The organism is Synechococcus sp. R65.1 (genome assembly GCF_047461755.1).
Lineage (GTDB): Bacteria > Cyanobacteriota > Cyanobacteriia > Thermostichales > Thermostichaceae > Thermostichus.
On the sequence record NZ_JANSHU010000002.1, the window covers coordinates 32,160 to 43,618 of the forward strand.

At 58.0% G+C, this 11,459-nt stretch carries 11 protein-coding genes; 3 read left to right on the forward strand and 8 right to left on the reverse strand.

Annotated features, from left to right (window positions below):
* Positions 1-308 precede the first annotated feature (308 nt).
* Positions 309-893 carry a tRNA (guanosine(18)-2'-O)-methyltransferase TrmH gene (gene trmH / locus NW814_RS01835; protein ID WP_414404988.1) on the reverse strand — a complete coding sequence of 195 codons (585 nt, stop codon included), beginning with the start codon at positions 891-893 and terminating at the stop codon, positions 309-311.
* Between the two features lie 110 nt (positions 894-1,003).
* Here trmH and NW814_RS01840 point away from each other — a divergent pair, with 110 nt between their 5' ends.
* A complete protein-coding gene (locus NW814_RS01840; RefSeq protein WP_414404989.1) occupies positions 1,004-2,011 on the forward strand; it encodes an o-succinylbenzoate synthase in 1,008 nt (335 codons plus the stop codon).
* Here NW814_RS01840 and prfB read toward each other — a convergent pair.
* The 3 genes from prfB to NW814_RS01855 form a co-directional block, all read right to left on the reverse strand.
* Positions 2,008-3,136 (reverse strand): peptide chain release factor 2 gene (gene prfB, locus NW814_RS01845; RefSeq protein ID WP_414404990.1). Its coding sequence is split into 2 segments (ribosomal slippage): positions 2,008-3,063 and positions 3,065-3,136, totalling 1,128 coding nucleotides; the frame shifts between segments, so codons are not numbered across the junction. The genes NW814_RS01840 and prfB overlap by 4 nt on opposite strands.
* 97 nt (positions 3,137-3,233) lie before the next feature.
* Positions 3,234-4,355 (reverse strand): methyl-accepting chemotaxis protein, encoded by a 1,122-nt coding sequence (locus NW814_RS01850; RefSeq protein WP_414404991.1) that lies wholly within the window; start codon positions 4,353-4,355, stop codon positions 3,234-3,236.
* A gap of 257 nt (positions 4,356-4,612) precedes the next feature.
* Positions 4,613-5,839: an HD domain-containing phosphohydrolase gene (locus tag NW814_RS01855; RefSeq protein ID WP_414404992.1), complete on the reverse strand. Its 1,227-nt coding sequence runs from the start codon at positions 5,837-5,839 to the stop codon at positions 4,613-4,615.
* A 156-nt stretch (positions 5,840-5,995) separates the two neighbouring features.
* On the opposite strand from NW814_RS01855, the gene pth reads away from it, so the two are divergent.
* Positions 5,996-6,685, forward strand: a complete 690-nt coding sequence (pth, locus tag NW814_RS01860) for an aminoacyl-tRNA hydrolase (RefSeq protein WP_414404993.1) — start codon at positions 5,996-5,998, stop codon at positions 6,683-6,685.
* A gap of 275 nt (positions 6,686-6,960) precedes the next feature.
* Here pth and NW814_RS01865 read toward each other — a convergent pair whose 3' ends face one another.
* The gene (locus NW814_RS01865; protein WP_414404994.1) at positions 6,961-7,923 is read right to left on the reverse strand and encodes a hypothetical protein; all 963 of its coding nucleotides are present in this window, start codon (positions 7,921-7,923) and stop codon (positions 6,961-6,963) included.
* A gap of 403 nt (positions 7,924-8,326) precedes the next feature.
* Between NW814_RS01865 and NW814_RS01870 the strand changes: the two genes are divergently transcribed.
* Positions 8,327-9,508, forward strand: a complete 1,182-nt coding sequence (locus NW814_RS01870; RefSeq protein ID WP_414404995.1) for an RNA-guided endonuclease InsQ/TnpB family protein — start codon at positions 8,327-8,329, stop codon at positions 9,506-9,508.
* Here the strand turns inward: NW814_RS01870 and NW814_RS01875 are convergent.
* The 3 genes from NW814_RS01875 to NW814_RS01885 are packed head-to-tail and all read right to left on the reverse strand — an operon-like array spanning position 9,479 to position 11,419.
* On the reverse strand, positions 9,479-10,150 hold the full coding sequence (locus NW814_RS01875) for a hypothetical protein (protein WP_414404996.1): 672 nt from the start codon (positions 10,148-10,150) through the stop codon (positions 9,479-9,481). The two genes, NW814_RS01870 and NW814_RS01875, sit on opposite strands and share 30 nt — an antisense overlap.
* A gap of 3 nt (positions 10,151-10,153) precedes the next feature.
* The gene (locus NW814_RS01880) at positions 10,154-11,023 is read right to left on the reverse strand and encodes a (2Fe-2S) ferredoxin domain-containing protein (RefSeq protein ID WP_414396189.1); all 870 of its coding nucleotides are present in this window, start codon (positions 11,021-11,023) and stop codon (positions 10,154-10,156) included.
* Positions 11,024-11,032: 9 nt separating this feature from the next.
* Positions 11,033-11,419: a DUF1636 domain-containing protein gene (locus NW814_RS01885; protein ID WP_099812174.1), complete on the reverse strand. Its 387-nt coding sequence runs from the start codon at positions 11,417-11,419 to the stop codon at positions 11,033-11,035.
* Between the last annotated feature and the right edge of the window lie 40 nt (positions 11,420-11,459).

The window sequence follows — 11,459 nt, forward strand, 5'->3', positions numbered from 1 at the left end:
TTGTAGGAGCCGCCGTAGTGGCCTACATCTTCTCCCAAAACAAACACGTTGGGATCCCGGGCCATTTCTTCGTCAAGGGCGGCACGCAAGGCGCTGTAGAGGAAAGTCTCCGGCATAGGGGGCAACTGCTGCTCACTAGTCTCTACATTAAACCACCCCTTTGCCGCTGGTTGCCTGTCTGCGGGAGAACTCCGTCTATGCACCCAAACGGCAGCAACCCTTTTGCAAGCGCCCTTTGCGACTAGCTGGGGGCAAAGTAGCCTTGCCTTCCTTGTCCTGCTGGGCTTTGCGGAGGGATCCTTGGAAATTTACTTCATAAGCCAGTCCTCCAAAATCTGCTGGTAAAGTTCGGGATCCAGGCGGGGTGCGTCGTAAAGCCCTGCTTCGAGCCTTTGTCTTTGAGCCTCAAAGAGAATCACGGCTGCTGCCACCGAGACATTTAGGCTCTGCACCATGCCCAGCATGGGGATGTGGATGAGCGCGTCAGCCAGGGCCAAGGCCTGCTCAGAAACCCCCCACTTCTCCGCTCCCAAGACGATGGCGGTGGGCTTGGTGTAGTCCACCTGCCGGTAGCTGCGGGCCCCCTCCTTCAGGGCAGTGGCATAGATTTGGAAGCCTTCTTCCCGGAGGTGCTGGAAGGCCTCTTCCGTGGTGGGGTGAACCTTGAGGTAGACCCACTTGTGGCTGCCGCTGCTGGTCTCGTTGAAAGTGGGTACACCCTCCGTGGGGTTCACGGCGTGAACTCTGAGCACCCCCACAGCATCGCAGGTGCGCAGGATGGCGGAAAGATTGTGGGGTTTGTGGACGTTCTCTAGAAGCACCGTGAGATCCGGCTGCCTCCGCCTTAAAACCTCCTCCAAGCGCCTTCGCCTCTCTGGAGTGCGCTCCTTCATGGGTGCCTCCCGGAGAAACCTTCGCTTTAGCCGCTAAATCGGACTAGCACCTACCCCAGCTCTGCTGCCTGTAAGATGGCTCTCGGTTAGGATCCCCAGAGATTGGAAAATTGCTGGCCCGCCTTGAAGTTTGCTGCTATCGGCAACCTTTCCGGCAGCCCCTGCGCACCCGCTACGGTCTCTGGTCTACCCGCGAAGGGATCCTAATCCGCCTGACAGACCTGGAGACAGGGCAGCAGGGCTACGGGGAGGTAGCCCCCATTCCTTGGCTGGGCAGTGAGACCCTCGAGGAGGCCCTGGCCTTTTGTCGGCAGTTGCCGGCTGAGCTCTCGGAGGCGCAGATCAAGGAGATCCCGGCAGCGCTGCCTGCTACCCGCTTTGGGCTGGAATGCGCCTGGCTGGCCTGTCGGGATCCTGGCTGGCTAGATAGGGATCTCTCCGGTCTTTCCTTTTGTGGGCTTTTGGGGAAGGATACCCCCTCCGGCTCCTACCCAGTTTACAAGGGCAAGGTGGGAATGGATCCCTTCGCAGCGGAGCGGAAGAAGCTAGAAAGCTGGCTGGAGCGGTTGCCTGCGGGATCCCGGCTGCGGCTAGATGCCAACGGCGGCTTGACTCTAGCAGAGGCGCGGCAGTGGCTGGCTCTCTGCGACCGGATCAATCGGGAGTGGCCGGGCAAGATCGAGTTCTTCGAGCAGCCTTTGCCGCCAGAGCAGTACGCTGACTTAGTCCAACTTAGCCGCGAGTTTCAAACCCCCATTGCCCTGGATGAGTCGGTGGTCGGCCTGGAGCAGTTGCAAGCTGTCCACCGCTCGGGCTGGCAAGGGATCCTGGTGGTCAAACCCTCTTTGATGGGATCGGGTCTTGCCCTTAGAGACTACCTCAGCCAACACCCGGGGTTGGATCTCGCGTTCTCCTCAGCCCTAGAAACCCCTATCGGCGCTTGGCATGGGCTAGCTTGGGCGGGATCCCTGCAAGCAAAAACCGCCTGCCCCAGGGCCGTGGGATGGGGGGTGGGGGAGCTTTTCCAGGAGGGGGATCCCCTGGACCTGCTCAAGCTCTCGCCCCACGAGCGGGCCGCTTGGATGCAAGCGGTGTGGGAGCGCCACAGCCAGCCCTAGACTGCGGCGGCTTGCTTGGCGTGTTCCTGCCGTAGGTAGGCCTGGATGAAGTGCATCAGCTCCTCCGGCTCGCCGTTCATAAACGCCTCGACGTTGGTGGTTTCGGCGTTGGTGCGGTGGTCTTTGATTAACTTGTAGGGATCGAAGGTGTAGGTGCGAATCCGACCCCCAAAGCCCTGGGTCACGATCTCGCCGCGGATCTCAGCCAACTTTTGCCGGCGCTTTTCCTCCTCGATTTCGAGGAGCTTTGCCTTGAGGATCTGGATGGCCCGCTCCTTGTTTTGCAGTTGGGAACGCTCCTCGCTGCAGCGCACGGCAATGCCGGTGGGCTTGTGGATAACCCGCACCGCCGTTTCCACCTTGTTGACGTTTTGGCCTCCTGCCCCTCCCGAACGGCAGGTCTCGAACTCCAGATCCTCCATCCGCAGCTCAAACTCGTTCTCTTCCTCGAGGATGGGCATGACCTCAACGCCGGCAAAGCTAGTCTGGCGCTTGCCGTTGGCGTTGAAGGGGCTGATGCGCTCCATGCGGTGGTTGCCCTTCTCCGCGGAAAGATACCCGTAGGCATAGGGCCCCTCAATCAACAGCGTGGCTGACTTGATGCCCGCCTCTGCCCCTTCCGAGTAGTCCGAAAGGGTAACCTTGTAGCCCTGGTTCTCTGCCCAGCGGGTGTACATCCTCAGCAGCATCGCCGCCCAGTCCTGGGCATCGGTTCCTCCGGCTCCAGCAGTGATGGTGAGGACGGCGCCGTTTTTGTCGTAGGGCCCTGAAAGCAGTTGCTGCAGCTCCCATTGGCTCAACTCTCGCTCCACCGCGGCTAGAGATCCCGCTGTCTCGGCCAAGAGCTCCGAATCGGCTTCTTCTTGCAGGAGCTCCAGGGCAGTGGCGACCTCTTCCAGGCGGGCTTTCCAGCGGTGGACCTGCTCCCAGGAGGCCTTGAGGCTGTTGAGCTGCTTTAGGTGGCTCCTAGCTGCCTCCACATCGTTCCAAAATTGCGGCTGGGAGGCTTCCTGCTCCAGAATGGCGATCTGCTGTTCCAGGTAAGGCAGGTCAAAGGTAGTCCTGAGCAGTGCTCAGGCGCGCGGTGAGCGCTTCTAGGCTGCGTTTCAGCTCGGCCAGTTCCATAGGTTTACGAACACTGTCTCATACTTTTGGACCCCGTCCAGAATCTCATCTTAACTTCCCGACCTCCAGAAGGAGGTAGCTATCTATCGTATTCAGACTAAATCCGAGCTTGCTCCAACAAAGCTTGCAACTCCTCCAGGGCCACCTGGGCCGACTGGGCTTGCTGGTAGAGGGATTGCACCACCTCGGCGCTGGCCTGGGCCGATTGCAGGGTGGCTTGGCTTTGGCGTTGGATGCGATCTGCCAGGCCGCGGATGCGGTTGCTGGCCTCGGTAGTGCGCCCCGCCAACTTGCGGATCTCCTGGGCAATGGCGCCAAAACCCCCGCCCCCACCGCTGCGGTTGGCCTCTACAGCCGCGTTGAAGGAGAGCAGACGAATGTAGCCCGCCACCTCTACGATCACGTCGACGATGGTGTTGATTTCTTCGAGCTCGCGGGATAGCTCCTGATTGCTGTCGGCAATTTCCTGAAATAGGCGGCGCACCGCCTCTACCCCAGCAAAGGTGGCGGCAAAGGTGGATTCGCTCTTCTCCGAGAGCACCGAGCTGATCTGGATGAGGCGAGCGTTGAGGCGGGCCAGTTCTTCCGAGCGCTGCTGGGCCCGGCGCCGCTCTTGCTCCAAAGCAATGTTCTGTCTGAGGATCTCGGCTTTCTGCCGCTCCAGATCGCGGGCATACTGGAGGCTGCGGTTTTTCTCCTGCTCCAGCTCGGCCAGGATCCGTTTCATCTCCTCCTGCTGTTCTTCGAGCTTCCGCTGGGTGGCTAGATGTACCTGGGACTGAGCCACCAACAACACCGGCACATCCAAAAGGCGATAGTCTTGGGGGCCGACTTCTACCACCACCGGGTCGTAGATAGTCTCCTGGGGCCGCCGGAAAGCCTGGCTGGCCGCCTCAATGACATCGCAGTCGCCGGGCAAAAGGAGAAAACCCTGGCCCTGGAACTCTGCTAGGGAGCTGATGGGCCGCTTCGAAAACACCTCCAGGCCATAGGGTTTGCTCAGCATCCACTCCAAAATGGCACGCCGAGTCAGCATCCCCCGCAGCTGCGACTGCTCGTCCAACACGACTACCCCTGAAAGGGTGGGGTCGTCTTCCAGGCGGCGCACCACGTTCTCGCAGGGGGTGGACTCACCTACCTGAAAGTCCACTAGCGCCAGATCGCGCAGCTTGGTGTGGATCGACAGGGGGGGAGTGGGCGGATTCGTCAGGGTAGTCATCCTAGGGATCCTCAGCACAGGCTCGGTAGAGACAAGTGGTCAATAGTGTGCTATGTATAGAGGAAAACAGGGACCTACCTCTCCTCGGCTTTTCAAAGGCCCAGCAAAAGGAGGGTCTAGTTACCTTTAGTTTGACTTGGGATCTGGTTTCCTGACTACAGCTCTGTCCGGGGTTATACGGAAGGAGACTCTTTTTTGTGGTTTTTACGGACGGGCAAGGGAGCTGTCCCAACCCCAGGGGCTGAAGCGATCTGAGCTTAGCGAGGCTCTTGGTAGCGGTGGTAGATCTCTAGAATTTCACTGCGGCCACGGTTAAAAGCTGCCACCACTTGGGGATCGAAGTGGCTACCGCTTTGGCTTTCCACGAAGCGAAAGATATCTGACAGATCCCAAGCTTCTTTGTAGGGGCGGCGGCTAGCTAAAGCGTCGAACACGTCGGCTAAGGCCACAATCCGCCCTTCTAGCGGGATCTCTTCTCCCCTAAGGCCCCGCGGGTAGCCGCTGCCATCAAACTTCTCGTGGTGGGTGAGGGCAATGATGGCGCTTTTTTTCATCAGCTCCGAGTCCGATTTACTGAGGATCTCGTAGCCAATCTCGGGGTGGCGGTTCATAATCAGGCGCTCTTCGGGGGTGAGGGGGCCTGGCTTCCGCAAGATGGCATCCGGGATCCCGATTTTGCCCACATCGTGCAGGGGGCTGGCATAGAAGATCAGCTCTTGTTCATGGCTGGAGAGGCCCAACTGTTTGGCAATGCTGCGGGAGTAGTGGCTCATCCGCTTGAGGTGAAAAGAGGTGTCCTGATCCCGGTATTCGGCAGCCTGGGCTAGACAGAAAATCGTTTCCAGGTGAGCGGCTTTCAGCTCTTCCCGCAAGCGCACATTTTGATAGGCAACCGCCGCCTGGGAAGCCAGGGCTTCTGCCACCCGGACTTCCAGCTCAGAAAACGGCTGACTCCAGTCAGCCACCTGGTTGGGCGCTAGGTTGGCAGGGCGATCCGGCCTGAGACGGTTCAAGAGTTGCAGGGCGCCAAGGATATTTCCTGAGGGATCCCGCATCGGCACCGTGAGCAAAGAGCGGGTGCGGTAGCCGGTCTGCTGATCGACTTGGGAGTTAAAGGCATAGGGCAAGCCCGCTGGCAAGCGATAGACGTCCGGCAGATTCAAGCTCTCCCCCGTGAGCACCACATAGCCCACAATGCTGGAAGGAGCAAGGGGCAGGCGCAGATCCTGCAGCTCCTCGTTGCGGTTGACCACGAAAAAGCGCAACTCTTCTCCCTCCCGGATGAACAGGCTAGCGCCATCACAGCAGGTCAGCTCGCGGGCTTGGGCGACAATCAGTTCCAGCAGGCGCCTTAAATCCGTTTCCGAAGAAAGGGCGATCCCCACTTGGATCAGCCGCTGACTCAGGCGCAAGGCAGCAGCAGCCTCAAATTCGGCTTCGCCAAGAGCAAGAGAGAGATCGAAGGCGGAAGGCCCATGGGACATAACCTGATCCTCCAGTGGGTTACGAGTGTTCCCAAGGAAGCGGGATTGGAGCGCTAGCAGGGATCCTGCCCCTGCTCCAAGTTGGGAGGCTGGGGGTCGCCAATCCAAAGTAACTCTGCTACCCTACCTTGTTTACCTATGGCAGCGAGAGACGCTGTGACCCAGGTCAAGACCCAGCAGCTAGATGAGGTTGCCCTCCAGCTCATCGTTGGCCTAGGCAATCCTGGCCCGCAGTATGCCAACACCCGCCACAACTGCGGCTTTATGGTGGTGGATCGGTTGGCAGAGCGCTGGGGGATCCCATTAGCTCTGGAAAAGCAGTTCCAAGGCAGCTACGGAGAAGGTTTTGCCCTAGGGGGCAAGCGGCGCCTGCTCAAGCCGGCGACTTATATGAATCGCTCTGGCGAGGCAGTGCGGGCAGTCCTGGATTGGTACAAGTTGGATCCCAGGTCGGTGCTGGTGGTCTACGATGATGCAGACTTGCCTCTGGGTCGCCTGCGACTGCGGGGATCTGGCTCCGCCGGCGGGCATAACGGCATGAAGTCTGTCATTCAGCACCTGGGCAGCGAAGCCTTCCCTCGCTTGCGCCTGGGCGTGGGCAGGCCCAAGGGCAACCAAGACATGGTTGGGCATGTTTTGGGAAGGTTTGAACCTACTGAGCAGGCAGTGCTGGAGCGGGTTCTAAGGGCAGCAGTGGAGGCAGTGGAGTGTTGCTTGCAAGAAGGATTGAGGGCGGCGATGAACCGCTTCAACCCTCTGGATCTCTCTGAGCCGCTATCCGAGCGAGATCGGCAAGATCCGGCAGCTTCTCTCGACCCAGCCAAGACTGGGCCTGGGGAAGGCTGAGGCCGGGATCTTGGGCGCTATCCGAGTGAGCAAAGCCGCCTCATCGAGGACTACGTTCGGCCAGCCGCGGCAATTTCTCAGAACCGTCTGACTGCGTCAGGAGGTCGGCTTCCCCAGAGCCACTGGCAGGAGAGGGCAAGGAACCCTCTAGGATGCTCCCCGCAGGGGCACCCCCAGGTCCAAAAAAGTCAGCAACTCCCCTCCCTCAAGTGGAGCGAAGCCGTTCTCCTCCTCAGCCGAACTTTTTACCCTCTCTAGTTGCAAGCTAAGCGGGGCTACGGCTGTTGCAAGAGGTCTTGCCGCACCGCCTCCACATACTGCAGCAGTTTTGGGGATCCCGTGCCCGCAGACCGCCACAGACTCAAGGCGCTGTCCAGATCCGCAGCAGCGCCAGCCTTGTCTTCTCCCTGGTAGGCGCGCGCCATGCCCCGGTGGTAGTACCCTTCAGCCCGCTGCGGCTGCAGCTCAATCGCCCGGTTGAAATCGGCAACGGCCAGTTGGAAATTGCAGATGCTCGCCCACATCAGGCCGCGATGAAGGTAGGCATCGAAGAGATCGGCGATGTTCTGATTTTGTTTGGCTAGTTCAATGGCCAGGTTAGCTACATCAAATGCCGATTCCAAATGCCCTTGCTCGGCCCAAATGCGGGAGCGCAACAAGTGGAGTTGGGGGTTGCGATAGGCAATGCGATCCAAGGGAGACAAGGTTGCCAAAGCCTGCTCCAGCTCTCCAAAATGCTCGCGCTGAATCCTGGCCTTGAGCAAATAAGCCTCAGGCAAATAGGGATCCAAAGCAATGGCAATGTCCAGATCCCGCAGAGCCCTGAGCACTAGATGGTCGGCAGCTGGCTGCTCTGGCTCGCCCACCTGCGAATACTCCCAGAGGTACTGGGCCCGCTGGAGATAGAGCCGCGCATTTCCTGGCTCCTGCTCGATGAATTGCCCTAGCTGCAGGAGCAGTTGATGAGCCTGGGAGCGCTGCTCAAGCTCTCGTGCCCGGGCTTGCCATTGAGCTTGCCGCCGAAGCAAAGGTTCAGGACCTGGCTTGTCTTCAAATCGCGGCAACTGAGCTTCCTGCAAGAGGGGCACAGAGAGACCTTCCGTGGTCTGCCCCTTGCGCAGCGAGGCCAGCCAGCCACATTCGCCGTTCAAACACAGCCAAGACAGCAAGCCCACCAGGGCCGATCCGGAAAGCAAAAGACTGGGCCTAAGCATGGATCCCACCCCACGAAACAGCATGGAAAGAGAAGTTGCCTCTAGGCTAGTTCGCCATCGCAGCGGTGTCCAGATTTCTTGGCTACACAGTCGTGCTCCAAAGCCCGAAGGTCTTAGAGGATTTTGCCGCTAGCCAGCTCCACTAAGAGGCGGTTCTTCGCCCGGCCCTCGTCGGCAGCCTGCTCCGACAGCCATAGGGCGGCGTCCTTCGAGAGCTTGAGAACGATAGGGCTGCACGGAAAAACACTCTCAATTGGTCTGAGGCGCCAGCGGCATTGAGAGAAGTCTCACAGCTTCCTGAGGTTGAGCTTGGAACATTTGGGTTAGTGCGGAAAACCTAAGTGACCAATAAAACTGGGTTTCAAGCCCCGACCTTGGGAGCGGCTTTTTGTATAATGCTTTAGATAGCAGAAAGACAATTTTTTGCATGTACTTTGTCCGCAAGCTCAAGCTGGGAGTCTCGGAACAACTACAACTTTTGAGCAGGGCGGCAGGCGAGCTGTACTCCCAGACACTCGTCAGTTTTTGGCGCGTCGTCCGCAAGAAAGGGCTGTGGTTGAAGCCTGCCACGCTCATGCGTTGGTTTCCCAGTGATCCTGAAAACAGACTTCACGCCCACAGTGCGGATGCTGTTGTCCAAAGTTTCTTTGCCTCCCTAAAGTCGTGGCGAGAACGCCGCAAAACTGATCCCAATGCTCGTCCACCTCGACGCCGACGGTACTATTACAAAATCCAATGGAAAGCTTCAGCCATCAAAGTCGTAAATGGAAAGTTGCGGTTGTCCAACGGAAAAGGCAACGAGCCTTTGGTCATTCCTTGGGCTTGGGATACGCCTGTCTGGGTAGAAATTGGCTGGGACGGCAGGCAATACGAGCTAAGGGCTTGCTACAAATTGAGTGATGCGCGCCCCAAAGAAGAGAGGAAAGAAAGCGGTGTTGCCGGTGTGGATCTGGGTGAGATTCACCTTGCCGTTGCCCATGATGGGGAGAACACCTACATCGCCAATGGCAGGCTGCTGCGTTCCAAGCGCCGCTACCAGAACAAGCTGAAATCTACTCTGTCAAGGCTGCTTGCCAGAAAGAGGCGTGGCTCAAGGCGTTACAGGAGAGTTTTAGCTTCTGGGCGAAAGCAGCTGGCGAGGTTAAATCACCAAATTCGAGATATTTTGCACAAGCAAACTACAAGGCTTGTCTCGACGCTGTATGCAAGGGGCGTCCAGACCGTTGTAATTGGGGACATTCGGAATATCAGGGTGTCTGCTGATTACGGCACAAGGTTGAACCAAAAGCTCCACCAGATGTTGCATGGCCAAACTCGGCACCACATCACCTACAAGGCTGAACGACTGGGAATGAAAGTTGTGCTGCTGGATGAGCGGTACAGCTCTCAAACCTGTCCTGCTTGCAACAAGAGGAACAAGCCGAGAGGCCGTGTGTATAGGTGTGGGTGTGGGTTTGAGTTTCATCGCGACGGGGTGGGAGCACTCAACCTTCGCAGAACGTATCTGGGCTCTGGCCTAGTAGTTGGGGTTATGGCATCCCCCACAGGGTTGAGGTTTCAGCCTCATGCTCTGTGTAGCTCAGCCGGTAGGAGCCATCCTGCTGTCTGAGAAAGAATCCCTGCCTTTTATAGCAGGGAGAATGTCAAGTGCCCTGTCCCACACCAAAAGAGTATGAATCCCAAGCCAAAAGCTCGTCCACAGCCAGTTATCCACCCAGATCTTGCCGAGAATAGGTAGGGTCAAACCCTCTGTCCCTCCCAAAACTAGGCCGGCTGCCAAGATCAGCCCTTCAAAAGCAAGAAAACCCAGGATGAGCATGGCTGGAATCCAGAGATAATTCCACAGCCATCGTCCAGCTCGGGGAGGGTGGGGCTGGAAGAAGAGAGGGCGGTAGCTGGCTAGCAGGGCCACCCCCACCGTGCCGATCCCCAAGACCACCCCCCAGGCAAAAGAGTCAAGCGTGCGGGGATAGTTGTGCCAGACATAGCCAAAGATTTGGTTGGCTAGCCAAATCATCGAGGCGCTAACCATTGCCCTTTGGCGAGTTAACGTAGTGCCCGCAATGATGCCAACGGTTACAAAAGGAAGTGTACAGGTATAGGCAATGTTGCTGAGGCAGCCAATGGTGGTAAATAGGCTGGGCCAAAATCGGCCACAGGCCAAGTCTTGGGCAGCTCGTAGCCAAATGGCAACCGGGATCCAGGGGCGAGGTTTGGGGATGGACTGCACAAGGGATTGCAGACTGACCATAGGCTAATCTCCGGGAAAAAGGTGAGCTTTCAGGGGGCAGTTCTTTAGCAGATGCTCCTGGACAATTTGCCGCGCTACTGGAGGTGTAACCCGCTTGTACCAAGTGCGGTCGCCAGAGTAGAAAACCACAGGGCCTTCCTGACAGACTTCTAGACATCCGGAAGTAATGACCCGAATATCTAAATTCGCTTCCTGCAGGGCAGATTGCAGGGCTTCCACAACCGGTTGATAGTTGCGGGAAGGATAACAGCGGCTGGAGCGGCAAACCGCCAAGTAGGGCCGCTTGAGAGGGTTATCCTCGTAAGGGATCCGCTCTTTTCCCTCGACATAAATGGCTCGCAGGCGTTCATAGAGGGAGAGCTTTTGGTAGTTGGCTTTGCTTTCGGGCAGGTAGTCTTCTCCTGGCCCCAAAAAGGGACTGGGCAAGAAGATCTGCAGCAGAGATTCCTCTGCCCCGTTCCAAAATTGAATTCCCCATTGTCGAGGCTGGCGCTGCGGATTGAGGCGGCGATAGAGGGCGGCGCGGCTCACCAATCTTTTGCGGCGCAGTTCTAGGGGGGTTCGGCCATAGGGGCCGCCTCGGTGCTCCTCTAGACACAGATGCAAATGCCAAGTTTCGGTAGCCACGGTCAAGTAGCCGTCGTAGAGCACACAGAGAGCAGGGGGACTGGTAAAGGCCGCTTCCAGCACTCCTCCCTCGGCCACACAGCCCACTTGGATCTCAGCCCAGTGCTCCTGGAAGAGCTCATAGAGCAGCGGCCCAAGACAGTCGATGTGAGCCGGGATCCCTTCGTAGAGAGTTATCCAGCCAGTGGGGGAAATCTCCTGCCAACTTTGGTTTAAGGGCGTAATCCAGGGACTGAAAGCGGCCATAGGCTGCTCCTATTGGACTGGTGGAATGCGGGCAATCACCCCCTTTTTAAGAGGGCGCTCTGCCCAGGGCAGGACGCCATCGGGCTTTGTCAAATACAGCTCCGCTGTCTGCAAGATTGGCTCCACGTCTTGGGGATCGAGATCTCCAAACACGTAGGTCATCTTTCCAGGGGCTGCCAGGGCAATCACGCAGGCATGGCTGCAGCCGCTCATACAGGCAACCGGCTTAAGCTGCAATTGAGGATTGAGCACCTGCGATTGCAAGGCGGCTAGAAGCATTTCTCCTTTGCTAGTCCCTTCTTTTTGGCCGTTGACCCAGCGAGATCCGCAGGTGGTACAAACCCAAAGGTAATGTTTGGCCTCAGCTTGAGTCGAGATTCTGGTTGAGATCGTCATACAGTTGCTTCCAAACTAGAAGCACCCCACAAATGGTTAG